At 46.8% G+C, this 25,419-nt stretch carries 32 protein-coding genes, 1 tRNA gene and 1 other RNA gene; 18 read left to right on the top strand and 16 right to left on the bottom strand.

Annotated features, from left to right (window positions below):
• Window positions 1-15 precede the first annotated feature (15 nt).
• The 8 genes from iolB to AC8GFK_RS01620 are packed head-to-tail and all read left to right on the top strand — an operon-like array spanning window position 16 to window position 8,207.
• Window positions 16-924: a 5-deoxy-glucuronate isomerase gene (gene iolB / locus AC8GFK_RS01655; RefSeq protein ID WP_506625469.1), complete on the top strand. Its 909-nt coding sequence runs from the start codon at window positions 16-18 to the stop codon at window positions 922-924.
• Between the two features lie 12 nt (window positions 925-936).
• On the top strand, window positions 937-2,850 hold the full coding sequence (gene iolD, locus AC8GFK_RS01650) for a 3D-(3,5/4)-trihydroxycyclohexane-1,2-dione acylhydrolase (decyclizing) (protein WP_506625468.1): 1,914 nt from the start codon (window positions 937-939) through the stop codon (window positions 2,848-2,850).
• Window positions 2,851-2,860: 10 nt separating this feature from the next.
• Window positions 2,861-3,775 carry a sugar phosphate isomerase/epimerase family protein gene (locus AC8GFK_RS01645; RefSeq protein WP_506625467.1) on the top strand — a complete coding sequence of 305 codons (915 nt, stop codon included), beginning with the start codon at window positions 2,861-2,863 and terminating at the stop codon, window positions 3,773-3,775.
• A gap of 5 nt (window positions 3,776-3,780) precedes the next feature.
• Window positions 3,781-4,857: a transaldolase family protein gene (locus tag AC8GFK_RS01640; protein WP_506625466.1), complete on the top strand. Its 1,077-nt coding sequence runs from the start codon at window positions 3,781-3,783 to the stop codon at window positions 4,855-4,857.
• A 9-nt stretch (window positions 4,858-4,866) separates the two neighbouring features.
• Window positions 4,867-5,889 carry a Gfo/Idh/MocA family protein gene (locus tag AC8GFK_RS01635; RefSeq protein ID WP_506625465.1) on the top strand — a complete coding sequence of 341 codons (1,023 nt, stop codon included), beginning with the start codon at window positions 4,867-4,869 and terminating at the stop codon, window positions 5,887-5,889.
• Between the two features lie 36 nt (window positions 5,890-5,925).
• Window positions 5,926-6,933, top strand: a complete 1,008-nt coding sequence (iolG, locus tag AC8GFK_RS01630; RefSeq protein ID WP_506625464.1) for an inositol 2-dehydrogenase — start codon at window positions 5,926-5,928, stop codon at window positions 6,931-6,933.
• A 4-nt stretch (window positions 6,934-6,937) separates the two neighbouring features.
• A complete protein-coding gene (locus tag AC8GFK_RS01625) occupies window positions 6,938-7,834 on the top strand; it encodes a DMT family transporter (protein WP_506625463.1) in 897 nt (298 codons plus the stop codon).
• 10 nt (window positions 7,835-7,844) lie between these two features.
• Window positions 7,845-8,207 (top strand): TipAS antibiotic-recognition domain-containing protein, encoded by a 363-nt coding sequence (locus tag AC8GFK_RS01620; protein WP_506625462.1) that lies wholly within the window; start codon window positions 7,845-7,847, stop codon window positions 8,205-8,207.
• A gap of 6 nt (window positions 8,208-8,213) precedes the next feature.
• Here the strand turns inward: AC8GFK_RS01620 and AC8GFK_RS01615 are convergent, their stop codons facing one another.
• The 3 genes from AC8GFK_RS01615 to AC8GFK_RS01605 form a co-directional block, all read right to left on the bottom strand.
• Window positions 8,214-8,537 carry a YciI family protein gene (locus AC8GFK_RS01615; protein WP_506625461.1) on the bottom strand — a complete coding sequence of 108 codons (324 nt, stop codon included), beginning with the start codon at window positions 8,535-8,537 and terminating at the stop codon, window positions 8,214-8,216.
• Between the two features lie 185 nt (window positions 8,538-8,722).
• Window positions 8,723-9,211, bottom strand: coding sequence for an SRPBCC family protein (locus AC8GFK_RS01610; RefSeq protein WP_506625460.1), 489 nt, complete (start codon window positions 9,209-9,211; stop codon window positions 8,723-8,725).
• 3 nt (window positions 9,212-9,214) lie between these two features.
• A complete protein-coding gene (locus AC8GFK_RS01605) occupies window positions 9,215-9,559 on the bottom strand; it encodes a zinc ribbon domain-containing protein YjdM (RefSeq protein WP_506625459.1) in 345 nt (114 codons plus the stop codon).
• 130 nt (window positions 9,560-9,689) lie between these two features.
• On the opposite strand from AC8GFK_RS01605, the gene AC8GFK_RS01600 reads away from it, so the two are divergent.
• Window positions 9,690-9,947: a hypothetical protein gene (locus tag AC8GFK_RS01600; protein ID WP_506625458.1), complete on the top strand. Its 258-nt coding sequence runs from the start codon at window positions 9,690-9,692 to the stop codon at window positions 9,945-9,947.
• 12 nt (window positions 9,948-9,959) lie between these two features.
• Here the strand turns inward: AC8GFK_RS01600 and AC8GFK_RS01595 are convergent, their stop codons facing one another.
• From AC8GFK_RS01595 to AC8GFK_RS01580, 4 genes are all read right to left on the bottom strand, one after another.
• A complete protein-coding gene (locus AC8GFK_RS01595; protein WP_506625457.1) occupies window positions 9,960-10,184 on the bottom strand; it encodes a DUF1059 domain-containing protein in 225 nt (74 codons plus the stop codon).
• Between the two features lie 26 nt (window positions 10,185-10,210).
• Window positions 10,211-10,540, bottom strand: a complete 330-nt coding sequence (locus tag AC8GFK_RS01590) for a DUF2200 domain-containing protein (RefSeq protein ID WP_506625772.1) — start codon at window positions 10,538-10,540, stop codon at window positions 10,211-10,213.
• A gap of 33 nt (window positions 10,541-10,573) precedes the next feature.
• On the bottom strand, window positions 10,574-10,786 hold the full coding sequence (locus AC8GFK_RS01585) for a DUF4287 domain-containing protein (RefSeq protein ID WP_506625456.1): 213 nt from the start codon (window positions 10,784-10,786) through the stop codon (window positions 10,574-10,576).
• Window positions 10,787-11,404: 618 nt separating this feature from the next.
• Complete coding sequence (locus AC8GFK_RS01580) at window positions 11,405-12,139, bottom strand: hypothetical protein (protein WP_506625455.1); 735 nt, start codon at window positions 12,137-12,139, stop codon at window positions 11,405-11,407.
• Window positions 12,140-12,389: 250 nt separating this feature from the next.
• On the opposite strand from AC8GFK_RS01580, the gene AC8GFK_RS01575 reads away from it, so the two are divergent.
• Together AC8GFK_RS01575 and AC8GFK_RS01570 are read left to right on the top strand one after the other, a co-directional pair.
• Window positions 12,390-12,692, top strand: a complete 303-nt coding sequence (locus AC8GFK_RS01575) for an ArsR/SmtB family transcription factor (protein ID WP_506625454.1) — start codon at window positions 12,390-12,392, stop codon at window positions 12,690-12,692.
• Window positions 12,693-12,760: 68 nt separating this feature from the next.
• A complete protein-coding gene (locus tag AC8GFK_RS01570) occupies window positions 12,761-13,678 on the top strand; it encodes an oxidoreductase (RefSeq protein ID WP_506625453.1) in 918 nt (305 codons plus the stop codon).
• Between the two features lie 21 nt (window positions 13,679-13,699).
• Here the strand turns inward: AC8GFK_RS01570 and AC8GFK_RS01565 are convergent, their stop codons facing one another.
• Window positions 13,700-13,975, bottom strand: coding sequence for a hypothetical protein (locus AC8GFK_RS01565; protein WP_506625452.1), 276 nt, complete (start codon window positions 13,973-13,975; stop codon window positions 13,700-13,702).
• A 64-nt stretch (window positions 13,976-14,039) separates the two neighbouring features.
• Here AC8GFK_RS01565 and AC8GFK_RS01560 point away from each other — a divergent pair, with 64 nt between their 5' ends.
• The 4 genes from AC8GFK_RS01560 (at window position 14,040) to AC8GFK_RS01545 (ending at window position 16,942) form a co-directional block, all read left to right on the top strand.
• Complete coding sequence (locus AC8GFK_RS01560) at window positions 14,040-14,546, top strand: MarR family winged helix-turn-helix transcriptional regulator (RefSeq protein ID WP_506625451.1); 507 nt, start codon at window positions 14,040-14,042, stop codon at window positions 14,544-14,546.
• Entirely contained in the window at window positions 14,521-14,904 is a 384-nt protein-coding gene (locus tag AC8GFK_RS01555) for a DUF6069 family protein (RefSeq protein WP_506625450.1), read from the top strand. The genes AC8GFK_RS01560 and AC8GFK_RS01555 overlap by 26 nt, the downstream gene beginning before the upstream one ends.
• Before the next feature lie 61 nt (window positions 14,905-14,965).
• Entirely contained in the window at window positions 14,966-16,033 is a 1,068-nt protein-coding gene (locus AC8GFK_RS01550; protein ID WP_506625449.1) for an alkene reductase, read from the top strand.
• Window positions 16,034-16,354: 321 nt separating this feature from the next.
• Window positions 16,355-16,942 carry a GNAT family N-acetyltransferase gene (locus AC8GFK_RS01545; protein WP_506625448.1) on the top strand — a complete coding sequence of 196 codons (588 nt, stop codon included), beginning with the start codon at window positions 16,355-16,357 and terminating at the stop codon, window positions 16,940-16,942.
• A gap of 26 nt (window positions 16,943-16,968) precedes the next feature.
• Here AC8GFK_RS01545 and rnpB read toward each other — a convergent pair.
• Together rnpB and AC8GFK_RS01535 are read right to left on the bottom strand one after the other, a co-directional pair.
• Window positions 16,969-17,317: RNase P RNA component class A (gene rnpB, locus AC8GFK_RS01540), an RNA gene on the bottom strand.
• Between the two features lie 22 nt (window positions 17,318-17,339).
• Entirely contained in the window at window positions 17,340-19,124 is a 1,785-nt protein-coding gene (locus AC8GFK_RS01535) for a heavy metal translocating P-type ATPase (protein WP_506625447.1), read from the bottom strand.
• A 41-nt stretch (window positions 19,125-19,165) separates the two neighbouring features.
• Between AC8GFK_RS01535 and AC8GFK_RS01530 the strand changes: the two genes are divergently transcribed.
• Window positions 19,166-20,554, top strand: coding sequence for an MBL fold metallo-hydrolase RNA specificity domain-containing protein (locus tag AC8GFK_RS01530; protein ID WP_506625446.1), 1,389 nt, complete (start codon window positions 19,166-19,168; stop codon window positions 20,552-20,554).
• Here AC8GFK_RS01530 and AC8GFK_RS01525 read toward each other — a convergent pair.
• Genes AC8GFK_RS01525 through AC8GFK_RS01515 form a run of 3 tightly spaced genes read right to left on the bottom strand, consistent with a single transcriptional unit; the run spans window position 20,544 to window position 23,241 of the window.
• Window positions 20,544-21,431, bottom strand: coding sequence for a TerC family protein (locus AC8GFK_RS01525; protein WP_506625445.1), 888 nt, complete (start codon window positions 21,429-21,431; stop codon window positions 20,544-20,546). The two genes, AC8GFK_RS01530 and AC8GFK_RS01525, sit on opposite strands and share 11 nt — an antisense overlap.
• A complete protein-coding gene (locus AC8GFK_RS01520) occupies window positions 21,428-22,513 on the bottom strand; it encodes a bifunctional RNase H/acid phosphatase (protein WP_506625444.1) in 1,086 nt (361 codons plus the stop codon). The genes AC8GFK_RS01525 and AC8GFK_RS01520 overlap by 4 nt, the downstream gene beginning before the upstream one ends.
• Window positions 22,513-23,241 (bottom strand): zinc ribbon domain-containing protein, encoded by a 729-nt coding sequence (locus AC8GFK_RS01515; protein ID WP_506625443.1) that lies wholly within the window; start codon window positions 23,239-23,241, stop codon window positions 22,513-22,515. Before AC8GFK_RS01515 ends, AC8GFK_RS01520 begins: the two co-directional genes overlap by 1 nt.
• 85 nt (window positions 23,242-23,326) lie before the next feature.
• On the opposite strand from AC8GFK_RS01515, the gene AC8GFK_RS01510 reads away from it, so the two are divergent.
• Complete coding sequence (locus AC8GFK_RS01510) at window positions 23,327-23,677, top strand: iron chaperone (RefSeq protein ID WP_506625442.1); 351 nt, start codon at window positions 23,327-23,329, stop codon at window positions 23,675-23,677.
• 105 nt (window positions 23,678-23,782) lie between these two features.
• On the top strand, window positions 23,783-24,418 hold the full coding sequence (locus AC8GFK_RS01505; protein WP_506625771.1) for a HEAT repeat domain-containing protein: 636 nt from the start codon (window positions 23,783-23,785) through the stop codon (window positions 24,416-24,418).
• Here AC8GFK_RS01505 and AC8GFK_RS01500 read toward each other — a convergent pair.
• The 3 genes from AC8GFK_RS01500 to AC8GFK_RS01490 form a co-directional block, all read right to left on the bottom strand.
• A tRNA-Val gene (locus AC8GFK_RS01500) sits at window positions 24,378-24,449 on the bottom strand. The two genes, AC8GFK_RS01505 and AC8GFK_RS01500, sit on opposite strands and share 41 nt — an antisense overlap.
• Window positions 24,450-24,534: 85 nt before the next feature.
• A complete protein-coding gene (locus tag AC8GFK_RS01495; RefSeq protein ID WP_095673179.1) occupies window positions 24,535-24,993 on the bottom strand; it encodes a peroxiredoxin in 459 nt (152 codons plus the stop codon).
• Window positions 24,994-25,002: 9 nt separating this feature from the next.
• Window positions 25,003-25,383 (bottom strand): DUF3052 domain-containing protein, encoded by a 381-nt coding sequence (locus tag AC8GFK_RS01490; RefSeq protein ID WP_506625770.1) that lies wholly within the window; start codon window positions 25,381-25,383, stop codon window positions 25,003-25,005.
• Window positions 25,384-25,419: the final 36 nt, after the last annotated feature.

Here is a 25,419-nt window from a genome sequence, read left to right as displayed (position 1 = left end):
GAATTAGTCGATGAGATGACCTCTGCAGGCAAGTGGTATTTCAAGAAAGCTGAGTTAGCTCAGGGCGCTTGGGATATCCGCGTTGATCCGCAGAACCCACCTGTCGCGGGCTGGAAATACACAGGCCTTCGCGTTGGAACACTTTCACAAGGCGCCGCACTTTCACTTCCTAGTGATTCCAACGAGCGCATCATCTTCGCTTTAGAAGGCGATGAATTTCTTGTTGAGTACGCACACAACGGAACTAGTTCAAGCCAAGTACTACGTGGCCGCAAATCCGTATTCCACGGACCTTCAGATTTCATCTATCTACCTATCAATACTTCAGCATCAATAACTGGTGTTGGTCGTATTGCAGTTGGTGAAACTCCTGCAACTGTTGCGAAAGAAGTTCGATTCACTCCTAAAGAAGATGTTTCAGTAACTCTTCGCGGAGCAGGTCGCGAAACTCGCCAAGTCCATAACTTAGGAATGCCCGAGACTCTCGATGCTGATCGCATGATTGTCTGCGAAGTAATAGTTCCGGCTGGAAACTGGTCAGGGTCTCCTTCACATAAGCACGATGCATATATCGCTGGCAAAGAATCTAATCTGGAAGAGATTTACTACTTCGAAAGCGCAGTCACTCGCGGAGCAACAACCCCAACAGCATCATCGCCATTCGGATATTTCCGCGGAACTTCTGCCGATTCACGCCCCTACGACGTCAATGAAGAGATTCATTCAGGCGACGTTGCACTCGTTCCTTACGGTTGGCACGGACCAGCTGCAGCAGGACCTGGATATGACCTCTACTTCTTCAATGTGATGGCCGGACCAGACCCAGAACGCACATGGAATGCAACGGATCATCCCGACCAGGTTTGGATTCGTGACACTTGGCAATCGCAGCAAACAGACCCAAGATTGCCCTACGGAGCTTAGGAAGGAATTGATATGGCCACTCGCAGAATGACAGTTAGCCAAGCAATTGTTGAATTCCTTTCACACCAATACACAGTTGATGGCGATCACCGCGAACGCACTATTCAAGGTGTCTTCGGAATCTTTGGCCACGGAAATGTTGCTGGTATCGGTCAAGCGCTCAAGCAACTCTCTGTTGAAGATCCATCAGTTATGCCTTATTTCCAAGCGCGCAATGAACAAGCCATGGTTCACGAATCAACTGCATTTGCTCGCATGAAGCGCCGTCGCGCCACCTTCGCATGCACAGCATCCGTCGGTCCAGGAGCTACAAATATGCTCACAGGTGCAGCGGTTGCAACCACAAATCGTTTACCTGTACTTCTTCTTCCTTCAGATACCTTTGCCAATCGTTCTTCAGATCCAGTTCTACAACAGCTCGAGATGCCACATGATGCAACGCTCTCTGTGAACGATGCATTTAAGCCACTCTCTCGTTTCTTTGATCGAGTACAGCGACCTGAACAAGTTTTCTCAGCGCTCTTAAGTGCAATGCGCGTACTGACAGATCCATCTGAAACAGGCGCAGTCACCATCGCGCTTCCTGAAGATGTGCAAGCGGAAGTTATTGATGTGCCCGAAGAATTTCTGGTAGATCGCGAATGGCATATCCGTCGCCCACGTGCGGAAGCGGCTCTTCTTGCAAACGTTGCACGAGTAATTGCTGGCGCAAAAAACCCATTAATCATTGCAGGTGGCGGAGTTATTTACTCTGATGCTCATGATGCGCTTCAATCTTTCGTAGAAGAGACCAAGATCCCTGTTGGAACTTCACATGCGGGCGTTGGTTCACTTAATTGGGATCACCCACAACTTCTCGGTTCTGTAGGTGCAACCGGCACAACTGCTGCAAATAGAGCAGCTCATAACGCTGACGTTGTTATCGGTATTGGTACTCGCTACAGCGACTTCACGACATCAAGCCGCACTGCCTTCCAGAACCCCGACGTTCGCTTTATCAATATCAACATTGCCTCATTCGATGCTTATAAGCATGGAAGCGCACTGCCAGTTGTTGCCGATGCGCGCGAAACTCTGACAGAGCTGACACAACTTCTGAGCGGATTCTCAACTTCACCTGAGTATCAGAAGAAGTACACAAGCGATAAGGGCGAATGGGATGTAGTTGTTGATGCAGCTTTTGTAGATCAAAAGCTCGCACTTCCAAGCCAGACTGAAATCATTCATGCAGTGCAATCAGCAACGGATGCAACGGATACCGTGATTTGCGCAGCTGGTTCACTGCCGGGCGATCTCCACAAACTCTGGCGCGTACGTTCACCACTTGGGTATCACGTCGAATACGCGTTCTCATGCATGGGATATGAAATCGCCGCAGGACTTGGCGCAGCTCGCGCAGGAGCCACACCTATCGTCATGGTCGGAGATGGTTCATATTTGATGATGCATACCGAAATCGTTTCTGCAGTTGCCGAAGGACTCAAGGTCATCATCGTTCTAATCCAAAATCACGGCTTTGCATCCATCGGCCATCTCTCTGAAGATATTGGTTCACAACGTTTCGGCACGCAATATCGCTTTAAAGACCAAGCTGGCAATAACTTCGAGAACGGCGAAAAACTTCCGGTTGATCTTGCGGCAAATGCGGCAAGCCTTGGAATCAACGTCATCGATATCAAGCAGACAGCAAGCGCAATTGCAGATCTACATGAGGCAGTGAAAACTGCAAAACAATCGGCTACATCGACTCTTATCCATATCAATAGCGATCCACTGCTCTATTCACCTGGCGGAGAAGGTTGGTGGGATGTTCCTATCGCCCCCGTTTCAAACTTGAAGAGCACCCAAGATGCGTATGCCCAGTACAAAACAGAGATTGCACAGCAACGTCCGTTGCTTGGTAACGGCGTAGAAGATAAGAAATAGGAGCACATTCATGACACAGCAAATCCGCGTAGGCACAGCACCTGATTCATGGGGCGTCTGGTTTCCAAGTGAGCCGCATCAGGTTCCATGGGATCGCTTCCTTGATGAAGTTGTTGAGGCGGGTTATCACTGGATTGAGCTTGGACCTTATGGATACCTTCCTACTGACCCAAAGCAGCTTGAAGATGAACTTGGTAAGCGCAATCTCAAGATGACTGCTGGAACTGTATTTACAGGTTTCCATAAAGAAGATGAGAGCCAGTGGCAGCGCGCATGGGATCAGGCACTTGCAGTTGCAAACCTTGTCTCTAAGTTAGGCGTCGAACACCTAGTAGTTATTCCTGATCTCTGGCGCGATGACAAGACCGGCCAAGCGCGCGAATCGCGCACACTTTCAAATGAACAGTGGAAGCGTCTTGCTGCAGGGCATAACAAGCTTGGCAAGGCTCTTCTTGAGGAGTTCGGCATTCATCAGCAATTCCACTCACATGCAGATAGCCATATCGGTACTTATCAAGAGGTTGAGCGCTACTTACAAGAGACAGATCCGCTTTACTCAAATCTCTGTCTCGATACAGGCCACTTTGCTTATTACTTAGGTGACAACCTCAAGATGATGAATGCATATCCAGAGCGCATTGGTTACTTGCATCTTAAGCAAGTGCATCCCGATATCTTGGCTGAGACTTTAAAGAATGATGTTCCTTTCGGAGATGCAGTAGCCAAGGGTGTTATGACTGAGCCAGGCTTTGAAGGTGTTCCGAAGTTCGCGCCAATCATTGAGCGCGCACTTGAGATCAATCCGGAAATCTTCGCAATCATTGAGCAAGATATGTATGGCTGCCCTGTTGATATGCCGTTTCCTATTGCACAGCGCACCCGCGAGCACATCCTTGCTGCAACTCGCGCTGCACGAGTGAAGTAATAGAGATGAGCCAATCACCTTTTCTTTATATGAAGGAGAACTCGAAGACTGTTCTCTGGAATGACTCAGCAGATCCCAAAGAGCTCACCGATGCACTTAATTGGGGAATCGTTGGTGCAACCTGTAATCCTGTTATTGCACTGACTGCAATTAAGGCAGATGCTCCACATTGGGTTGAGCGCATCAAGGATTATGCCAAGAAGAATCCACTGGCTACCGAAGATGAAATCGGTTGGGCGATGGTGAAAGAGCTCTCGGTCAACGCTGCAAAGCTATTCGAAGGTGAATTCGATAAGTACAACGGACGAAATGGCCGCTTATCTATTCAGACAGATCCACGTCTTTATCGAAATGCAAAGGCTCTTACTGATCAGGCTGTTGAATTCTCAAAGCTTGCCAAGAACATCATCGTCAAGATTCCAGTAACAAGTGAGGCAATCACTGCATTTGAAGAAGCGACATACCAAGGTGTCAGCCTCAATGCGACCGTTTCATTCTCTGTGGCACAGACAATCGCTGTTGCTGAAGCAATCGAGCGCGGGCTAAAGCGTCGCGAAGCAGAAGGCTTAGATATCTCTCAGATGGGACCTGTCTGCACCATCATGGTTGGTCGCGTAGACGATTGGGTAAAGGTCGGCGCTGAAAAGATGGGCGCCAAAGTCGATCCCGAGATTCTTGAGTGGGCTGGTGTTGCAGTCTTTAGACATGCACACAAGATTTACACCGAACGCGGATATCGCACCCGTTTATTGTCTGCTGCCTTCCGCAATCACATGCACTGGTCAGAAATTCTTGGTGGAGATTCAGTCATCTCTCCCCCATATGCATGGCAGGTAAAGATCAATGAGATGGGCATTACCCCCAACCTCAATAGCGTCAACGAACCGATTGAGGCTCGCATCCTTGACCCACTTCTAGAAAACTTCCCAGAGTTTAGAAAGATGTATGACGTTGATGGTCTCAAAGTTGAAGAGTTCACCAACTTTGGTGGAACTCTTCGCACTCTTCGCGGATTCTTGCAATCAGTTAACGACCTCGAATCCTTTGTTCGCGACGTAACCGTTCCTAACCCAGATAAGTAAGGTGAAGCAATGACCACACTTCCAAAGCCACATGTTTTTGCAGCGGCTGATTCAAAGCCACTTCGCTGGGGTATTTTCGGTGCCGGGTGGATTTCAGATGCGATGGTCAAGACTGCGCAACTTAATTCAACGCAGCAATTTGTTGCTGTTGCCTCTCGCACACCAGGTAAGGCCGAAGCATTTGCACAGAAGTGGAACCTTGATTCATTCCACAACTCATATGAAGAGTTAGCAGCGCGCGAAGATATCGATGCGATCTATATTGGCACGCTGCCATCTGATCGTTTAGGAGTGGCACTCGTTGCTATCAACGCTGGCAAGCACGTTCTGATCGAAAAGCCCATCACTATGGATTACGCAGAAGCTGAACAGATTTATTCCGCAGCAAAGGCGAAGAAGGTCCTTGCGATGGAAGCAATGTGGACTCGCTTCTTGCCACAGATGGATATTGCGCGCCAGCTCGTTGCTGATGGCGCACTCGGAGATGTTGAACTCGTTGTCTCTAACTTCTGCCAGAACAATCTCGAAGTTACTCGCCTCTTCACCTTAGGCGGTGGAAATCCCATCATCGATATGGGCATCTACCCAGCAGCTCTTTCGCAGCAGTTCCTTGGTAATCCAACTGAGATTCACGCCTTTGGAAAGTTACATCCCAACGATATTGATGAAGAGACCCACGCATTTATGCGCTTTGCCAATGGATCACGTTCTAACTTTGTTCTTTCAGCTCGTACAACGCTTCCACACTGGGCTGGCGTTTCTGGCTCAAAGGGTGCAATCACCTTTGGAACACCTTGGTTTACCCCATCTTCGATTACCTTCCATGAATCCACATTCAACGGAGCGCAGACCACGTGGGTGGATGAACTTGGAATCCCCGAGCATCTCGGCCTTATCTATCAAGTGCATGCCTTTGCTCAATATGTTGAACAGGGACTTCTTGAGGGACCTCTCTATACCCACCACGATTCACTTTCTAATATCAAGACCGTTCTTGAGATTGGCAATCTCATCGGGACTCGCTACAAGTAACTTCACCAACTACGAATCAAGGAATAGGCTCACGCAATGACTCAGAAAATCAGAATCGCAATTATTGGCGCAGGTCGTATTGGTTATGTCCATGCTGGAAGCGTCAATGACACCCCCGAACTTGAGCTTGTCTATATAGTTGATCCCTTTGAAGAGAATGCGAAGAAGGTAACTGCTGCATTCGGTGGCAAGGTTTCCAATGATCCTTCAGCAGTCATCGCTTCAGGTGAAGTTGATGCGGTCATCATTGGCTCACCAACTGCAACACACATTCCACTTATTCGTGAATGTATTGCCGCTGGCGTGCACGCTCTCTGCGAGAAGCCACTTGATCTTGATATCAAGAACGTTGAAGAATTCCGCGCTCAAGCAAATGCGGCGAAGATCAACATCACTCTTGGATTTAACCGCCGTCAAGATCCTCAGTACTTGGCACTTAAGGCAAAGGTTGTCGATGGAACTATCGGAAATATCGAGCAGGTAATCCTTACGAGCCGCGACCCAGGGCCTGCTCCACAGGCTTACATTGCAGTCTCTGGTGGCATCTTCCGCGATATGACAATCCACGATTTCGATATGGCGCGTAACTTCGTACCAAATATCGTTGAAGTAACTGCCTTTGGCGCCAATAGCTTCTGTGATTACATCAAAGAAGAAGGCGACTTCGATAACGTCAGCGTTGTCATGAAGGGTGCCAATAACGAGCTCGTCACCATCGTTAATTCACGCCATGCCGCATTTGGTTACGACCAGCGCGCTGAAATCTTCGGCGATAAGGGAATGCTGCAGATCAGCAACCTCTCTGATTCAACTGTGAAGTCATTTACCAAGGATGCAACGACTGCAGGAGAACCATTTATGGACTTCTTCCTCGAGCGCTACGCAGATTCATACCGCAATGAACTCAAACTCTTCGTTGAGGGAATTAAGTCAGGCAAGGTTCTTGGATCAACCTATGACGATGGCCGCGCAGCGTTAATTCTTGCTGATGCAGCTCACGAATCTGCTCGCACTGGAAAGTCTGTCAAAGTTAATCTCAACTAAGTAGATGGCCGCTTCACTTACTAAAACTCAGCGAAGCGGTCTCTTCTTTGCCTTCCTTGGAATCTTTGCATTCTCACTTTCTCTCCCTTTTACCAAACTAGCGCTCAAGAGTTTTGACCCACTCTTTACTGCTTTTGCTCGCCCGGTAATTGCCGCATGCCTCGCAATTCCGCTGATGTTGATTGCCAAGGTTCCAAAACTTCCACGAGAACTATGGCGACCAACTGCATTTACTGCGCTCGGCGCAGTCTTCGGTTGGCCTATTTTGATTGCACTCGCCCTTCAACGGACAACATCTGCACACGTCTCCGTCATTGCAGCAGTGATGCCTCTTGTCACAGCAATCATCGCAGTGATTAAGCATAGAAAGCATCCGGGCACTTCTTTCTGGGTCGCTTCAAGCCTTGGAACCGTTCTGCTCATCGCTTTCTCAATAACCCGCGGCGGCACTTCTGACTCTGATTTATTCACCGATCTCTTAATCATCGGTGCGGTGATTGCATCTTCTTATTGCTACGTAGAAGGTGCCTCACTGACTTCTTATATGCCTGGCTGGCAGGTCATTTCGTGGGTTGTCGTTGTCAGCTTGCCGATTGCGATTCCAGCATCAGCGATTGTGTATGCACAGACAAACTCTTCTTATGATTTCCACGGGGACGCGCTCTTTGGCTTACTCGCCATCGGATTCTCATCCATGTACTTAGGTTTCTTTGCTTGGTATCGCGGTCTTCGTGACTTCGGTGTTGCCCATGGATCTCAAGTACAGCAGCTGCAAGCAATCATGACTTTGGGTTGGTCTGCACTGTTACTTGGTGAATCCGTAACTCTGGCGATGGTTCTTTCTGCAATCGGAATCGTTCTCTGTGTTTTGTGGGCGCTTTCCAACGTCAATAAAGGGTAACCTCTCGATCATGGAGCAGTACGAAAACGAGGTCCAAGAGCGCTGGGGAGATACCGAGGCTTATGCCCAATCTCAGTCCCGGACTTCTAAGTACACCCACGCTGACTTCGCTGCCGCAAAGGTAGATCAAGAAGCGGCCACTGAACTTTTTGTTTACGCATTCGGAAATAGCATTTCAATTCATGCACCCGAAGCTCAAAGAGCCGTTGTCGCCCATCGAGAAGCTATCTCTAAATGGTTCTACGACTGTTCAGTAGAGATGCAGAAGAACCTCGCGCTTATGTATGTGCAAGATCCTCGATTTAAGAAGTATTACGACGGTCGCGTAAACGGCTTAGCGCAATATGTACACGATGCAATCATGGCTCAATAGATTCCATTAGTGAAGCGGGCGAAGCTCAACTTTTCTATTGCAAGCCTTTGAAGCTTCATAAGCGAGCTTCTTGGCTGTCTCTGCATCTGCAACTTCGATAAGCCATAAGCCGCTGAAGTTCTCTTTTGCATCAAATAGCGGCTTGCCTGTTTCGGTATTAGCACCATTGCGATTATCAATCACTGTTGCTGTTTCGGGAGCTTGAAGTCCCCAAGCGAAGATCCACTGGCCGTTGTCGCGCAGTCCATCATTAAAGGCGTTAATTGCCTCCATCTCAGCAGGTGTGCCTGAGTTAGAGAGATCATCGATTACTGAGATAAGAAACTTCATGCGATTCCTTTACAAGTTCTTTCTTAAATTCTGCCATTTCTTGAATGACTTCACAAAAACGATAATCAAGACAATCAGGCCAATCCCCTGAAGTCCTGGGGAATCATCGGCTTCGCCAGAGATAATCGCTAGTGCTCCAAAAAGTATCGCGAATATGTTGAGCAAGAAGCTCCTTATTCCACTCATTACTTTCCCTCGCTTTCTGCTACAGCCTTTAAGCGGACCAATGACTTTGCAACAGCGAGCTGGGTCCATGGATAAGCCTTACGGAAGTTAAGCCATCTCTGGGCAAGCTCTGGAGCAAAGGAGCCATCGAAGGTTTCAGTAACTTGAGTTGAGCCATTACCTAGATCCAAGAGCTCGTATCGCCATCTCCAACGACCAAAATGTCGCCATGCAATTAATTCATCCTGTCTATATTCCACAACTGTATTTCTAATCCAGTACGTGATTCCTAGGCGCATCTTCATACCAAATTTTGACCCTAGGACTAATGCATCTGGACCGCTGACATTCGCAGTGACCGTTGCGCTTCCGTCAATATCTTTATGGCGCTTTGGGTTCGCAAGGATTGCAAAAATTATTGCTGGAGACGCCTCAACGACAATGCGTGCAGATTTTATCTTGGGATTACCTGTTTCTAGAATTTCAGATCGAATCTTGCCTTCGGTCATCGTTTAAGCCTTTCTCACAATGCTTGATTTCAAATTCATCGGTCCAAAACCATCAACTTTCGCCTCGATGTCGTGATCTCCCGGACCATCGACGAGTCGAATTCCTCGTACCTTGGTTCCGACTTTCAAAGTATTTGAGCTTCCTTTGACCTTCATATCCTTCACGATAGTTACATCATCACCATCGACAAGAACGTTTCCTGAAGCATCTTTGATGACTCGAACCGTCTCAATTTCAACGTCATTCGGGTTCCACTCGTGAGCACATTCAGGGCACACGAGTAGCTCGCCCATTTCGTATGAGTATTCAGATTTACATTCAGGACATGGAGGAAGTTGATCGCTCATGTAACGAGTTTAACTGCCCCATCTAAATTTGAGTGAATAAACCGATTATCGGAACTTCAAGTGCTAGCCCCACTAAGTGGTCCCTCTTTGAAACTACACGGGCGTAGAATTCAAGAAAAAGGGGACTTAAATGGACATCAAGTCAGCGCAAACAGGCTCATCGCTCGTGGTGAATCTAGAGAATGTTGTAGATAAAGATGCGGTACTGGAGACCATTCAGGGTTGTGCTGACGGTAGTTGTGCATGTTCGACAGATGAATATCAAAAGGTCGAGACCATGCAGATTGTTCCTGGACCTAACTCGATTCAACTCAATATTGAAGTGAAGGCCGGAGAAGTGATTGATCCAAAATGCATCTCAGAGTGCCTCGCACCGATTGCTGAATAAGCAGCAATAAATTTAAAGTGCTTCGAATTCCGCTTTGCGCGCAGACCTCCAGGCATCCATGCCACCTGTCTTCATGAGTTCCATCATGGCTCCCATAGCTTCCATGTGAGGTCCATCGTTAGCTCCAAACATTTCTTTGCCGTGCTGCTGGCTTTGGCTAGCTAGCTCGTCGAAAGAATCTCCAGAAAATACCTGATCACAGGCGCCACCAAGTTGAATGCATGTCATTGATTTCATGCATTAATGGTACAAAACCTCTGGCGCTATTCGCCAGAACGAAGAATCTTCTCCATTGGGCGTCCCTTAGCAATCTCATCAACGAGCTTGTCCATATAGCGAATCTTCTTCATCAGAGGATCCTCGATCTCTGAAATCTTCACGCCGCAAATAGAACCAGTAATCAGCTTGGCATTCGGGTGAATCTTTGCGGCTTTGAAGAAATCCCTAAATGAAGTTTGCTTCTTGAGGTGCTGTTTAAGCGTCTTACTATCAAAGCCCGTCAGCCAGCACATGACTTTAATTAGCTCAGCCTCGGTTCGATCTTTGCGCTCCACTTTATTTACATAGTGAACATAAACGTCAGCCACGGGCATCTCATAAAGCTTCTGCTCTCTTGTTGCCAAAAACTAAAGACCGTTCTTCTGTCTAAAAACAGCCACTATTGCATTTGCATGGCCATGACCCATTTCAAACTTCTCTTTGAGGTGAGCCACTTGTTCCATGTGGGCAAGCTTCGAAACTTTCTTAAGTTCCTTCATCCAGTGTTCGATTGGCTTTCCATAATTCTTCTCAATTGAGGGGAAATACGAAGCCGGTCCCATTACTTTCTTCTCTGCCATGAATTAATTGTAAATCTGGAAATGGCAAAGGAGAAGACTGGCTCAATAAGACCAGGGAAGTGGAAAGGGCCCCGATCTCTCGAGGCCCTTCCATGCATATCTGAAGTAGCTCTTTTGATCATTACCAATAGATCGAGCTGAAACAGTTAAGACTGTGGTGGAGGCGACGGGATTTGAACCCGTTCCGCTTGTTTGGTAAACGAACAGGCTACCAATTACAACACGCCCCCAACACGGAAGCGAAGTTACGGCTTTGCCAAATCATGAATTTCTAAATGAGGCTACTTGTGGATAAAAACGAACTTAGAAAGCAAAAGGGACCTGGTGATTAACCAAGTCCCAATTACTACCAAACAAGCGGATTCGAATTATTGCATATTTAATTAAGCGGTGCGGGAAAGCAAAAGGGACCTGGCTATTAACCAAGTCCCGATTACTACCAAACCCGTAGTGCAAGTAAATCATGGGATAGGTATCTGGCTACTCGCAGTAACAATTATGTGAAGAAGAGTCGCCCTATAAGCCGGAGACGACGCTACTATGCATGAAGCTACGCTCAAGAAATGCAATTGCCCATAGATTCCCCATAGAAACAACTAATAAACCTGAGGAAACTACCTAACCAACTAAGCTTTGAGTTATTAAGCCATTCTTTATTGAAACAGTTATACGATCCCTTCGATAATCTCTAGTTAAAGCAAAGACTTGATTATCTTCTTGGCCAATTCGATACTGCCAACCTAATTTTTCAGCACAAGATGCAGCAGCCTCTTTTTTCATACCAACTAGCCCTTCGGCATATGCAGGCAGAATCTTTACCTCATCTATTGGTTCCACCCATGCTGGACAGGTGGCAGGTGATAGAACCTCACCATAAGTTTCTAGAGTTCCAACTACAACTTGGATTGCGGCCTTTACCTTTGATCGCAAAGTAAACTTATATATTCCATCAAGAGCTGCTTGATTATATTTTGCCAAATACACGAAATTCGTGTCGAGAAATGGATAATAGAATTTAGTACGTTCAGTGAAATTGATTACCATTTTTTTCCCAGCTGGATCGGTGATTGTGGCAACTGGTAATTTGTTTTTAGCTAATTTATTCTCTGGTGCTTTATCAATGATTAAGTACTCAAAATACAATGTCTCACCTGCTTGTAATGCTGCCCGAAATCCTTGACTTTGATTTGGCTTTGTGAAATTTGCTCTGATTACAAAGGAGACTTTGCCATCAACAATGATTGGTCCCTTATTAGCACTTGAGTTAGTTGCGGTGAGGTTAATTGGCTGGTGGGCGTAAGCAGGGGTCAAGTTTGAAATTGTAAACATAATGGCCAGGAGTAAGCCAGCCACGTTTCTACCCGATTGCATTTAAGAAGTAAACCACATAAAGCTCAAAAGCTGGCCAAATTGAAATCGCTAGACATTAAGTTAAAGAAGAGTCGCCCTATAAGCCGGAGACGACATTGTTATGCGTGAAGCAACGCTCAAAATGTTCAATTGCCCTCAATTTTGCCCCCAAAGATTAATCAACTTGAAACAACTTCCAAAAGTTCAATTCGGATTCGGTTGAAGAGTTTCGACGGGTTGATACCCTTATCTTATGGTTACGGAAAATCAGGTTCGAAAAGTTGCTAGGGATTGCTCATTAGTTTTTAATGCCCTTGGCGACCCCAATAGGCAAGATATTTTGATCATGCTTGAAACGGAAGGGCCGCTCAATGTCCTACAGATTACTGAACGGCTGAATCTGGCTCGTCCGACTATCTCCCACCACCTAAAGATTCTGAGCAATGCTGGCCTACTCAAATCGACCAAGAAGTCTCGGGAAATCTTCTATGAGTCTGAGTGGTCTGATGCCTCTAAGAATCTCAAAAAATTTATGAAACTTCTGTGGGATTGCTAGTTGACGGTGGTCTAATAGGTTGATAGGTTTCGACTCATCAACGCATCAAGAATCTTCGGAGGCCACTAATGTCATTTTCAATAGATAAAACCCCGTCACTTAAAGGCAAGACTGCGCTAGTTACTGGTGGCAATATCGGTCTAGGTTTTGAAACGGTTAAGGCTTTAGCCTCTAAAGGTGCTCATGTACTTCTCGCCGCTAGAAATGAAGAAAAGGGCAAGGCAGCAGTTGCAGAAGTTCAAAAGCTCATACCAAAAGCCCAAGTAGAACTACTTCGCTTGGATCTTGCCTCTCAGGGCAGTATCAGAGCCGCAGCTGCAGAAGTTGGCAACAAGTTCAGCCAATTAGATCTCTTGATAAATAACGCTGGAATTATGGCTATGCCAGAAATGAAAACTGAAGATGGCTTTGAAAGTCAGTTTGGCGTTAACCATTTAGGCCATTGGAGTCTTACTGGACTTCTAATGGATAACTTATTGGCAGCAGAACAAGCCCGAGTTGTTACTGTGACCAGCACTGCGCACCACTTGGTGTGGAACATCAACTTTGATGATCCACATTTGCGCAAGAAGTACGCCCCATGGAAGGCATATGCCCAATCAAAATTAGCCAACTATTTCTTTGCTCTTGGATTAGATAACGAGTTCAAAAATGCAGGAAAAAAAGCCATGAGCCTTTTGGCGCACCCAGGGTTGTCTCACACAAACTTACAGGTTGAGACTTTCGACAAGGGCGCTGCAGGTTGGACTGGAACCCTTTCAAAGTACCTAGCTGCTCACGTGGGAATGGAGCCTGGTGAAGGTGCTCGGCCGCAAATTAGAGCTGCTCTTGATCCCGAAGCTAAAGGTGGTCAGTTCTACAGTCCAAGATTTGGAAATAACGGCGCCCCGGTAAAGCACCCCATATTGCGAACTCGGAATAAGACGAACATTCGCAAGCTCTGGGAACTTTCCGAGAAAGAAACTGGCATATCTCTCAAGATTTGATTGTTAGTTCTATATGAACTTTTATACGCTAGATCCTGCTGGTGGCGTTATCGAGAACAATTCAATGTTCCAAAGCGCGGCTAGCGGAAGCGAGTGGATGGTTTCTAGGACGCCTTGATCGTCTTGGCCAAATGCCTCAAGAAACACCGTGCGCTTAGGCATCGCAACTTTGATGCTCCCCAACAAACCTTGCGCTTCCAACAATTTAGCTTGCAACTGCTCTGCTGGAATCAATGCTCGAATTTCGTCTTGTGTAACGCTTTCTTTAAAAGTGGAAACGACCATATAACTATTCATTGGGGGGCTCTTTCTAAATCTGCTTATTACTTGACATATCAAGTATATCTGATTTAATACTTTCGTGGCACAAAAGGGAATGAAGGAGCTCGACTCCAAGGCCTGGCGTGCATTCCACAAAATCGGCACCAGTTTGCTTCCTCACCTTGGTCGACAAATTACTAACCACTCTGGAATTTCTGGAACGGAATACGTAGTGCTTGTCGCTCTTTCTGAATTGACTGTCCCAAGCGTGAACCTGAATCGACTTGCACAGGGGCTTGGTTGGGAAATAAGCCGAATGTCTCATCAGATTTCAAGGATGGAAGAGACTGGTTTTGTAAAGAAATCTAGAAATACCGATGATTCTCGCTGCTTCGATGTCTCCATCACAGCTAAGGGAAGAAAAATAGCTGAGGCTGCAATTCCTTTGCAGTCAAAAGAAATCAATCATTGTTTCAGCGAGGTCCTAACCCAGGCTCAAATGAAGTCTTTGATCGAAATATCAGAAGCAATCTCTAATCACATGAAAGAACATCACCCCATAAACAAGAAGGAAAACAGACATGACGCAGTCACTCAACGTTCGTAAATTTGCAGGTTATGCAGCAATTGCTGCAATTGGTAACTCGATCATCTTCCTTATCGCCAAAGGTGCCGATGCAACAATGGTCGTAAATCAAGGTGGATCTCAAGAAATCGCTCTGGCTATGGTCTTTGCTTCAACTTTATTCGGACTTGTGATTGCGGCTTTTGTCACTTCAATAATTGGGAAAAAATCCCAGAGTTTCTTATCAAAGTCATCGACGATAGGACTCATTTTTGGCGTAGTAACCGCTGCTGCCCCATTTAGCGCTTCAGATGACTCCAAGACATCAATTGGATTGGCCTCAATGCACGTAGTTGCAGGTCTTATCTGGTTTGTCGGAACAAAACGCTCAACAAAGTAACTCCGTACTAATTTAAATCTGAAGCTACCTGCTTCGGTTCATCTCTTAGAAAGTAATAAACATGACAAAAGCATTTAGTTCATACGACCTTGCTGGAAAACTGCTTCAAAACCGTATTGTGATGGCTCCCATGACACGTAGCCGTGCCGGAAATCCTGGTGCACTTGCCACAGATTTGATGGCTGCTTACTACGCACAACGAGCTTCGGCAGGATTAATCATCACTGAAGGCACACAACCTTCAATCGTGGGACAGGGCTACCCAAGTACTCCAGGATTGCATTCGGCAGAACAAGTTGAATCATGGAAGAAAGTAACAAGCGCCGTCCACGCAAAAGGTGGTGTCATATTTGCTCAACTCATGCACACAGGACGTATCGGCCATAAGGATCTGCTTCCAGAAGGACTCGTGCCCGTTGCTCCTTCAGCAGTAATCGCCGAAGGCCAGGTTTACACCTCAAAAGGTCCACAAGCTTTCGAAGTGCCTAAGGAAATGACTGAAGCGGACATTCTGCAAACGATTAATGATTTTGTAAGTGCATCAGAAAATGCAATTGCTGCAGGGTTTGATGGCGTCGAAATTCATGGCGCCAATGGTTATTTGGTGCACCAATTCATATCTACAAATGTAAATCTCCGCACAGATCAATGGGGTGGCTCAGTCGCAGGTCGAATTAAGTTCGCTGTTGAGGTTGCGAAGGCAGTCTCAGCAAAGATTGGATCATCGAAGGTCGGCATCAGAATCTCTCCCGCTAACCCCTTCAATGGAATAGCCGAAGAGGGTTTTGAAGCCACATATGAGGCACTCATCAAAGAATTGGCACCGCTCGATTTGGCTTACCTTCACTTCATGGAGAACCCAATGCAAAATGGACTTCTGACGAAGGTTCGCACATGGTGGTCGAATTCTTTGATCGTAAACACTTTTGTTGGTGAAAAAATGAAGGGCAAGGCGGATTTGGAATACATCGAATCTGGCGTAGCTGATTTGGTTTCACTCGGTCAACTCTTTATTTCAAATCCTGATTTAGTGGAGCGCCTAAAGACTGATGGTCCATACAACGTTGCAGATGGATCAAAGTTTTATGGTGGCGACGAAAAGGGCTATACGGATTACCCAACGCTTTAATAGGAAGGTTTCTGACTGCAGACAAAGTTGTTTGTAGTCAGAAATCTACCCACGTTTTAGCCCACATTCCCCACAAAATCCCCACTAAAACCTTATAAACCTTTATAGGTTCTGCTGAGTTTTGAAAACAATTAAGGACCATTTCCTTGTGAGAAATGATCCTTAATCACTAATTTAGAGAAGAGTCGCCCTGTAAGCCGGATCCTTCTATTTGGTTCATTGCTTTCTACATTGAGTGAGAATCAATTCAAGTAGCGAGACTCTTCTTAGTCTCTAATCTTGAATTTCATTAATGCGATAGAGTTTAGAAATGGATAAACAATGGGAGCGTTAGAGGTTAGAGCGGGGTATTTAGCTACGCAAGCTGGCCGGGTAGCAGAACTTTTCGATGAAGCTTTCGCAAGTAAATTCTCCACAGCAATTCCGCTTCAAAAAGATCGGCTTCGATTCTGGAATGAATCAATTAACCCTGACCAAACTTTGACAATATTTCTAGAAAGCGAACTAATCGGTGTTGCGCTGTTTGCAACATCCAATGCTTCTGGATTCAAAGCCGAGAGCGGAAAGATTCTCTACAAACAACTAGGACTTTTACGCTTCTTGCGAGCTGGAGCGATTTTCTCGTTGTTTTCTTATTCTCCCAATCCAGATGAGATGTACATCGAAGCAATATCGGTAGACGGCAAAGCACGTGGACTAGGCGCTGGGAAAATGTTGCTAGATAAACTTACCGAAAGAGCTCAATCAGAATTATATTCTTCACTCACATTGAAGGTTATTTTGGAAAATGAACGTGCTCGAAAATTGTATGAGCGGGAAGGATTTAAAGTTATTGACACTAAATCTTCACGAATAATAAAGTTTGTTTCGGGTGTAACAGGTGCGCATCACATGGAGAAAATAGTTTAGTGCCATAACTTCACTCAGAAGGTTTGAAGAAGAGTCGCCCTATAAGCCGGATCCTGTAGTTCTTGCGAACCGATCACCATCCATCTAGATCTGTAATTACTTACAGATTCAAGCAACCTACCCGATAGCTTGCGCGAGCAACGCACTATCTTCTTGGTCTTGCTTCAGGTGGGGTTTACATAGCTACGAATATTGCTACTCGTACTGGTGGTCTCTTACACCGCCGTTTCACCCTTACCAATATTGCTATTGGCGGTTTACTTTCTGTTGCACTTTCCCGTGGATTGCTCCAGGTGGGCGTTACCCACCACCTTGCTCTGTGAAGTCCGGACTTTCCTCGGTGTCTTGCGACAACGCGGTGATCCGGGCGACTCTTCGTTACCTAATGGTACGGGATTTATTGTGCGCTGGATTTGAGTGCGGTGAGCGCCCAAAGAATCGCAATTACATCGATTACCTCTTGTGCGATGGCACCTTGACTCGCATTTGTGTATCCGATTGCGCCTGTTCCCATCACGATAAATGAGAGACCCATTCCGATTCCAGCGGCTTGAAGCGCTTTTCGCCGTGAAGATTTTGCAATACGAATTGCGCGGGTCAGGCGATCAATGGAATCTTCAACAATAACTACATCGGCTGCCTCGCTAGCGGCAGATGCTCCTCGCGCGCCCATAGCGACTCCCACATCGGCTGCGGCAAGAGCGGGTGCATCGTTGATGCCGTCGCCTACAACAATGACAGAACCTGATGCTTTTGATTTTGCTGTTTCTGTGATTTCTAATTTTCCTGCAGCTGTGACGTTTGAGAAAACCTCCGTAATTCCTACAGACGCTGCCACTTCTCGCGCTGTCTCTTCTCTATCGCCAGTAACAAGAGCAATATGTTTTACACCGACAGAGCTCAAATCTGCAACCATTTGTGCAGACTCTTCGCGAATTGGATCATCCAGACCAATTACTCCAATAAGTCTTCCATCTCGCGCCACCGCAACCATAAGCGGTTTTGCAAAATGCAACCAATTTGGATTCTCATATCGCATTTGTCCAACAACAATTCGGGCTCCATCGATAGTTGCAGCGATTTCATGTCCAGGGATCTCTTCGATATCAGTACAAGAGGTAAGCAGTAAGTTTCGCTTTTGAGCTTCTTGAACAAGTGCCTTTGCGACAATATGAGGGCTGTACTGATCAGCAGATGCAGCAAGTTGTAGTAGCTCATCGTCGCTGATTCCGGGTTCAGTATTGATATCTGAAACAGCAGGGCCACCATGGGTGAGCGTTCCGGTTTTATCAAGAAGAACAGTCTCGGTCTTTGCAAGAAGTTCTAGAATTCCGCCGCCCTTAATAATCGCACCGTTCTTAGCTGCCTGCGAAAGACCGGCAACGATTGCTATTGGTACTGCAAGAATTAGCGGACAAGGAGTTGCGGCGACTAGTACAGCCACCGCCCGATCGATATCTCCAGATAGCGCCCAAGCCAGCGCTGCAATCAAAAGTGCGGCTGGAACAAATCGGAGTGCCCAGGTATTCGCTAGTCGCACACCCGGCGCAGATTTTGCTTGGGCTGCTTTCACTAATTTGATGATTCCAGCATAGGTACTGTTTTCAGATGTGGACGTTGCGGTGTATTCAAACGGAGCACCCGCATTAAGCACCCCACTTGATATTTCATCACCTGATGGACGAAGAACTGGAAGAGGCTCACCCGTAAGCGCTGATTCATCAAGAGTGGCTAACGCAAGCAGTAAGCCATCAGTGGGAGTGATTTCACCTGAACGAATTAAGAGTCGATCACCTATTTCAATATCTTCAATATCTATCTCTTCAATCGATTTATCAGATTTCACTCGATGAACATTGCGCGGCATTCTAGAAAGAAGAGCCTTGAGCTGTCGTTCTGCTTGCCCTTCGGCCCAGCTTTCAAGAACTCGACCTGTTGCAAGCATCACCGATATAACTGCGGCGGCGAAAAGTTCGTCCGTGAAGAGCGCACCCAAGAGTGCAAGAACAGCCAAAACATCGGATCCCATGGTCTTATCTCTTAGGTCATTTACGAGCCAAGTAATTGCAGGGACGAGTCCGATAACGCCGGCAAGAATCCATGACTGCTCGACAATAAATCCCAGTAATAGTGTCCCGGAAGAAGCGCCCAGAAGCGCCCAATTGAATTTTCTTCCGCTCATAAAGCAAGGCTACTTCTCTTTTTAAACGATAGCCTATGGATATGAGTGAAGTTACTATCGCATTTCTTGGCGCAACAGATACCGTGACCGGAAGTCGCTTCTTAATCTCCAGCCCACAAAGCAAAATCCTGGTCGACTGCGGTCTTTTTCAAGGCGTCAAGTCTGTCCAGCGCAAGAACTGGGATCCATTCCCAATCGATGCCAAGCAAATCGATGCTGTGGTTCTTACCCATGCTCACCTCGATCACTGCGGTTACCTTCCTCTTTTAATCAAACAAGGTTTCAACAAAGAGATTTATGGCACTCGATACACCAACGACATTGCGAAAATTATTCTTCGAGATTCGGCTCGTCTGCAGATGGAAGATGCAAAATACGCAGCGAAGAAGGGTTACTCCAACCACAAGGATCCACAGCCTCTTTACAACTCTGACGATGCAGAAAAGGCAATCGACCATCTACGTGAGCGCGCTTTTCGTGAGCGCGTGCAGATTGCTCCAGATGCCTTTGTAACTTTCTATCCATCCGGACACATTCTTGGTTCAAGTTACGTTGAGATTGAGGTAGCAGGAAAGTTCTTCCTCTTCACAAGCGATCTGGGAAGAAATAACCATCCTCTTCTCTCTAACCCGGACAATCCACCACAGAAGGATTTTGATGTTGTGGTTACCGAATCTACTTATGGAGATCGAATCCATGACACCACCCCAGAGACTTTTGCGAAAGAGCTCAATGATGCAATCGCTCGCGGTGGCTCGATACTTATTCCAGCATTTGCAGTTGACCGAACTGAAGTGATTCTGATGGCGCTTAAAGAGCTCATTCTTGAGAAAAAGATTCCGGCAATTCCAATTTATGTGGATTCACCAATGGCGCTATCAGCTCTTAATCTTTACCGAGAAGCAATTACCGCACGATCTCCTGAAATTCGTGATGGAGTTTCAGATCGATTCCTTGATCAAGACCCATTCGATGCAGGTGACTTACATCAGATGGCTACGACCGAAGAGTCGAAGGCGATAAATGATCTTGAAACCACATCAATTATTATCTCTGCAAGCGGGATGGCCACTGGTGGTCGAGTTGTTCACCATCTTGCAAATATGCTGCCAGATCCAAAGAACACGGTGATTCTCGTGGGCTATCAGGCGCAAGGTAGCCGTGGTCGCTTACTTGAGGAAGGTGTCACTGAACTCAAGATTCATGGTGAACTCATTGCAGTAAATGCACACATCTCTAAAGTGGAAAGTTTCTCAGTTCATGCTGATTCAGATGAATTGATTGGATGGCTTAAGCAGGCGAAACAGCCCAAGCAAGCGTTCGTTGTCCATGGAGAATTACAGGGTCAAGAACACATGCAACAACGTTTATCGACTGAGCTCGGATGGAATGCCATCATTCCAAAATCTGCACAGGTATTTACTGTTTAGAGCCCTTAGAAGTTCTTGTCGCAAAAAGGCTAGTAATTGCAGTGACTGTGAGCGTAGTGATGATCACGGCAAGGCTTAGTTCAAGAGATACCTCAGGAACGTGGACGCCCAGACTATGAATCGCGTGGAGAACCATCTTCACTCCGATAAATGCCAAGATAAATGCAAGTCCGCGCGATAAGTGAATCAAGCGATCCATTAGACCCTGGAGTAAGAAGTAGAGCTGGCGAAGTCCCATCAGAGCAAAGATGTTTGCAGTGATAACGACGTAGCTACTTGTTGTAAGACCCAAGATTGCTGGGATGGAATCGAGAGCGAAGATGAGGTCCGTGACTCCGAGTGCGACGAGAGCGATTCCAAAGTTACTGAATCCGCGCTTTCGCAAGAAGCTTACGAGCTTGGCTTCATCACCCTCAACTTCTTCCTTCTCGTTGACCAGTTTGTAGGCGGTAAAGATAAGGAATCCACCAAAGAAGAAGAAGACCCAGGTGAAGCGAGTTACCAGTGCTACGCCAAGGAAGATAAGAATGACGCGAAGAACAATCGCAATCATAATTCCGTAAAGAAGAACGAGTTGCTGCGATTCTTTCTTAATCTTGAGATTTGCCAACAAGATGATGAATACGAAGAGGTTATCGACCGATAGTGAGTACTCAGTAAGCCATCCAGCGATGAACTCCTTGCGGTACTCGTGTGGCGCCCAGTTGGGAAGCAAATACCCAAAAGCAATCGCTGCAACTACGTAAAAGAGAGTCCAACCAAGAGCTTCACGAGACGTTGTCTCTTTATTGCGTCGTGCGATAGCAAGAATGAGGTCGAAGACGATGACAGCGCCGAGCACGCCAACTGTGACGAGCCATTCAGTAGATGAAATCAACGGAGGTGTCCTCTTTCGTTAAATGATCGCAGGGCGCGAAGACCATCGGATGGCCAAATAGAGATAGAAGATATCGAACAAGGTGTTGCATCCATGTGAAACACGGCGTCACTAGGGCCACCAACTGCCAATTTAGCGGCAGTTTTAACGATTCCGTTGTGAGTCACCACGATGATCTTCTTGCCAGGGTACTCAGCTACTAATTTTTCGAGAGCTTCTTCAATGCGGATAGAAGCTTCGTCATAGGACTCTCCCCCGCCAGGAGGTGCGTAAGAAGATGAGTTAATCCAAGCCTGGTAATTATCCGGCTCTTCTTCCCTTACCTCTTCAATAGCTTTTCCATCCCATGAACCGAAAGAGAGTTCGTACCAAGCTTTATCAAAGATGATTTCAAGACCGGTTGCTCGAGAGATTGCTTCTGCTGTTTGGCGGGTGCGATTTAGCGGTGATGCAATCAGGATTTCCGCACCTAACTTTGCGCACTCTTCTGCCACGAGATCTGCTTGATCTAAGCCTTCTTGCATCAGCTCTGGATCAAGTGAGCCAGTTCCTGAAAACTTACGAGCTGGCGTTAAAACAGTTTCGCCATGGCGAACGAAGTAGATAAAGGTAGGAATCTCTGCGCTGCGCAGGCGATCGGTAAGGAAGTTCTGTTGAATAACTGGTGCTGGCTTATGTGCGCTGCCGCCATCAAGTGCTTTATTGGCAAGGCGGTCTGCATGTGAATTCTCATCGCGTGGAATCCATGAATACGTAACAAGCGAGGCCGGATGCGCATCGCGGCATTGCTTAGCTAAATCGCGCATATCTGCATGCTTAATCTGCCAGCGACCAGACATCTGCTCGACCACTAACTTCGAATCCATGGCGACTTCAACAGTTGCTTGGGCGTCCAACTTATTAATGTGTGAAAGGCCCGCAAGTAGTCCGCTGTATTCAGCTACGTTATTGGTTGCAACGCCGATTACATCAAAGAGTTCGGCAACAATCTTTCCGCTTTCAGTGACTACGGCTCCATATCCTGCAGGACCTGGGTTTCCGCGAGATCCGCCATCAGCAGTAAGTTTGAAGTGACGTGCCACTAGTGATCACGCACCAAGATGCAGCGGCACTCTTCGCAGCGAACAACTTCATCTGCACTAAGGCCTGCAATACGTTGAAGTTCGATGGTGTTCAGAGTTAGGTTGCAACCCTTGCACTGATTGCCAGCTAAAGCAGCTGCGCCAATACCGTTATTTGCTTCGCGGATCTTCTCGTAGAGAGCAAGAATTTCTGAGCCAACAGATTGTGTTGTGGCTTTGCGATCAGTTTCGATGCCTTCAAGTTCAGTATGAACTGCAGCAAGAGCGTTCTCTTTGCGAATATTGAGGTCAGCAATAACGGCCGCGAGTTCGTTCTCTTCGCCCGATAGGACTGTGATGCGTTCTTTAATTCCATCAACGCGCATCATGATTTCGAGTTCGACTTCTTCAAGTTCAGCGCGACGTGCACCGAGAGTGCCAAGTTCATGCTGAGTTTGCTCAAGCTCTTTTGGTGTTCCAGTGCCTGAAGCAAGGCGCTTTTCATCGCGCTCGATGCGGGTAACAATCTGCTCAACATCGCCTTCAGCGCGAGCAAGTTCGCGCTTCACATCGTTGAGTTCAGTCTCGGCTGCAATACGAAGGTCGCGGACATTGTTCTGCTTAATAGTTGTTGATGAGAGTTCAGCGAGCTCGGGCAAGGTTGCCGCCTTATTGCGCAAGGTGGCGGATTGGAGATCGAACTTCTGGATATCGAGGATAGAACGCTGGTCGCTGACGCTGGCTTTCACGGCGTACTCCTCAAGATAAGTGGGCTCGATATGTAATTCTTGAGCAAACCTTACTTGATATCCACCTCACTTGTAATATTCACGCATGGCAAAGGCGATTCCGGCAGCAGTTAAGAAGTTCTATGCCACAGCTCCATCGCCGCATCGCGAAACAATGTTGGAAATTCGCGATCGAATTCTTGAAATTGTTCCTGCAGCAGAAGAGATTGTCAGTTACGGAATGCCCGCATTTAGGGTCGGTGATGTAATCGTCGCCGGATTGCTAGCGAATAAGAAGCATGTTGGTTATTACCCATTTAGTGGTTCGATTCTTCATCTCTTTCCCGATGAACTCGCGAAGTACTCCACCACCAAGAGCGCCATCCATATCCCAATAGATAAGCCACTTACTAAAGGGCTCATTAAGAAGCTCCTTAAGGCCCGTATCAACCAGTAAACAGTCGGCTATTCTCCTCGCATGGAAATGATGCTTCAGATGAAGAAGATTGATCTAGCTGCGATGAAGAATGCTTACGAAGGTAAGTAACCACACCCTTTTCTTATGGCGACTCTTAAAGCACATTTGGAATCGCCCGATCAATCCGTTCGCCTGAAAGCAGCACTTGCCGCAGGTACATTTCCTAAGCCTGAATACATCGATGTCTTAGTCTCACAATGCGCCCTCGAAACTGATTTCTTTGTGCGAGACACACTCACATGGGCGCTTATGCGAAATGAAGTTCCTAGAGTGGTTGAACGCCTTAAGCCTGAATTGATCTCTGAAAATCCTCAAGCAAAAAGCCAGGCACTGCACACACTTACCAAGATTGCTGACAAGCAGTTCTATCCACTCATCACACATGAGCATCTCTTTGATTCGAACGATAAGGTGGCAGTGACCGCATGGCGTGCTTCTTCTGTTTTGGTACCTGAAGACAAGAAATCGGCATTGACGACTATTTTGCTGACACAGCTAGGTCGAGGAAATTCCGATGTGCAATTTGATCTGACTAGGTTTCTCTGCGCTTTAGGCGACTGCATCGTCGAACCGCTCAATGCAGCAACAAAGTCTGCGAAGGATGAGGTTGTTCTGCATGCTCAATTTACGTTGATGAGATATCAAGAGATGAAACTAGAGTTTGATAAGAAAAGAACTGTGGGCGGTGAGGGTTTCGAACCCCCGACATCCTCGGTGTAAACGAGGCGCTCTACCACTGAGCTAACCACCCGGTACCAGCGTGAGCTGGCTTTCGGACTTGCGAATACTACTTTATATACGCGAAAGAACGAAAATCGTGCGTGAAGTATGCGGGATTAGAGCGCTGCAATCGCAGTCTTGTAATCACCATTGTTGCGAGCATCGCCAAGGCCATTTACGACAGTCCAGCGAATGATGCCTTCTTTGTCGATGATGAATGTTCCGCGCATTGCACAACCGAGATCTTCATTGAAGATTCCGTATGCCTTTGCAGCTGCGCCATGTGGCCAGAAGTCTGCAAGAACGGGGAACTTGTATCCCTCTTGCTCAGCAAAAATGCGCTGTGTGTGCATTGAGTCGCAAGAGATCGCAAGTACTTGAACGTTGTCGTTCTGGAAAGCAGCTAGGTCATCGCGGATTGCACAGAGTTCGCCTGTGCAAGTTCCGGTGAATGAGAATGGAATAAAGAGAACGACTACGTTCTTGTTGCCCTTAAATGAAGAGAGCTGAACTTTATTTCCGTTCTGATCTTTCAATTCAAAATCTGGTGCTGCATCGCCAATTTGTAGTGTCATGGCGCGAATCTATCGCTTGCCCGCCTTGCGTGCCACTAGACGAGTTGCAGTCCAATCTTTAGCAACTGCAATCGTTGATGTCTGACTCAAACCACATGTAGGTCCTGCATCTTGAATATCACTTGGCTCAACATGGCCATCGCGGCCGACTTTCGGGGTGAGCACCCAAATGGGTCCTGTCTCAGAAAGGTATGTACTTGCATCCATCAATTCATCGACGAGATCTCCATCGCCATCGCGGAACCAGAGGAGAACGGCATCGACGACTTCGGTGGTTGTATCTTCATGGAAAGCAGTGGCCACAATCTTCTTGATATCGGCGCGTAGAGCATCATCACAATCAGGCCCGTAGCCGATCTCGAGGATGAGCTCTCCTTTAGCAAAACCCATGCGCATTGCCACGGGATAAGTCCAACGGATGAGACG

The organism is Planktophila turicensis (SeqCode), from assembly GCF_965234405.1.
GTDB classification, from domain to species: Bacteria; Actinomycetota; Actinomycetes; order Nanopelagicales; family Nanopelagicaceae; genus Planktophila; species Planktophila turicensis.
Note: the sequence above shows the minus strand (reverse complement) of the source record. Positions and strands in the feature narration are given on the sequence as shown.

Coding starts and splice junctions, on each gene's coding strand:
- AC8GFK_RS01495 (WP_095673179.1), bottom strand. CDS start 24,993: ATGACACTACAAATTGGCGATGCAGCACCAGATTTTGAATTGAAAGAT.
- AC8GFK_RS01585 (WP_506625456.1), bottom strand. CDS start 10,786: ATGGCAGAGAAGAAAGTAATGGGACCGGCTTCGTATTTCCCCTCAATT.
- AC8GFK_RS01605 (WP_506625459.1), bottom strand. CDS start 9,559: ATGAGCGATCAACTTCCTCCATGTCCTGAATGTAAATCTGAATACTCA.
- AC8GFK_RS01555 (WP_506625450.1), top strand. CDS start 14,521: ATGACGCAGTCACTCAACGTTCGTAAATTTGCAGGTTATGCAGCAATT.
- AC8GFK_RS01535 (WP_506625447.1), bottom strand. CDS start 19,124: ATGAGCGGAAGAAAATTCAATTGGGCGCTTCTGGGCGCTTCTTCCGGG.
- AC8GFK_RS01530 (WP_506625446.1), top strand. CDS start 19,166: ATGAGTGAAGTTACTATCGCATTTCTTGGCGCAACAGATACCGTGACC.
- AC8GFK_RS01625 (WP_506625463.1), top strand. CDS start 6,938: ATGGCCGCTTCACTTACTAAAACTCAGCGAAGCGGTCTCTTCTTTGCC.
- AC8GFK_RS01595 (WP_506625457.1), bottom strand. CDS start 10,184: ATGAAATCAATGACATGCATTCAACTTGGTGGCGCCTGTGATCAGGTA.
- AC8GFK_RS01590 (WP_506625772.1), bottom strand. CDS start 10,540: ATGCCCGTGGCTGACGTTTATGTTCACTATGTAAATAAAGTGGAGCGC.
- AC8GFK_RS01510 (WP_506625442.1), top strand. CDS start 23,327: ATGGCAAAGGCGATTCCGGCAGCAGTTAAGAAGTTCTATGCCACAGCT.
- AC8GFK_RS01635 (WP_506625465.1), top strand. CDS start 4,867: ATGACCACACTTCCAAAGCCACATGTTTTTGCAGCGGCTGATTCAAAG.
- AC8GFK_RS01615 (WP_506625461.1), bottom strand. CDS start 8,537: ATGAAGTTTCTTATCTCAGTAATCGATGATCTCTCTAACTCAGGCACA.
- AC8GFK_RS01610 (WP_506625460.1), bottom strand. CDS start 9,211: ATGACCGAAGGCAAGATTCGATCTGAAATTCTAGAAACAGGTAATCCC.
- AC8GFK_RS01640 (WP_506625466.1), top strand. CDS start 3,781: ATGAGCCAATCACCTTTTCTTTATATGAAGGAGAACTCGAAGACTGTT.
- AC8GFK_RS01550 (WP_506625449.1), top strand. CDS start 14,966: ATGACAAAAGCATTTAGTTCATACGACCTTGCTGGAAAACTGCTTCAA.
- AC8GFK_RS01645 (WP_506625467.1), top strand. CDS start 2,861: ATGACACAGCAAATCCGCGTAGGCACAGCACCTGATTCATGGGGCGTC.
- AC8GFK_RS01575 (WP_506625454.1), top strand. CDS start 12,390: ATGGTTACGGAAAATCAGGTTCGAAAAGTTGCTAGGGATTGCTCATTA.
- AC8GFK_RS01565 (WP_506625452.1), bottom strand. CDS start 13,975: ATGAATAGTTATATGGTCGTTTCCACTTTTAAAGAAAGCGTTACACAA.
- iolB (WP_506625469.1), top strand. CDS start 16: ATGACCTCTGCAGGCAAGTGGTATTTCAAGAAAGCTGAGTTAGCTCAG.
- AC8GFK_RS01490 (WP_506625770.1), bottom strand. CDS start 25,383: ATGGGTTTTGCTAAAGGAGAGCTCATCCTCGAGATCGGCTACGGGCCT.
- AC8GFK_RS01600 (WP_506625458.1), top strand. CDS start 9,690: ATGGACATCAAGTCAGCGCAAACAGGCTCATCGCTCGTGGTGAATCTA.
- iolG (WP_506625464.1), top strand. CDS start 5,926: ATGACTCAGAAAATCAGAATCGCAATTATTGGCGCAGGTCGTATTGGT.
- AC8GFK_RS01505 (WP_506625771.1), top strand. CDS start 23,783: ATGGCGACTCTTAAAGCACATTTGGAATCGCCCGATCAATCCGTTCGC.
- iolD (WP_506625468.1), top strand. CDS start 937: ATGGCCACTCGCAGAATGACAGTTAGCCAAGCAATTGTTGAATTCCTT.
- AC8GFK_RS01570 (WP_506625453.1), top strand. CDS start 12,761: ATGTCATTTTCAATAGATAAAACCCCGTCACTTAAAGGCAAGACTGCG.
- AC8GFK_RS01545 (WP_506625448.1), top strand. CDS start 16,355: ATGGGAGCGTTAGAGGTTAGAGCGGGGTATTTAGCTACGCAAGCTGGC.
- AC8GFK_RS01620 (WP_506625462.1), top strand. CDS start 7,845: ATGGAGCAGTACGAAAACGAGGTCCAAGAGCGCTGGGGAGATACCGAG.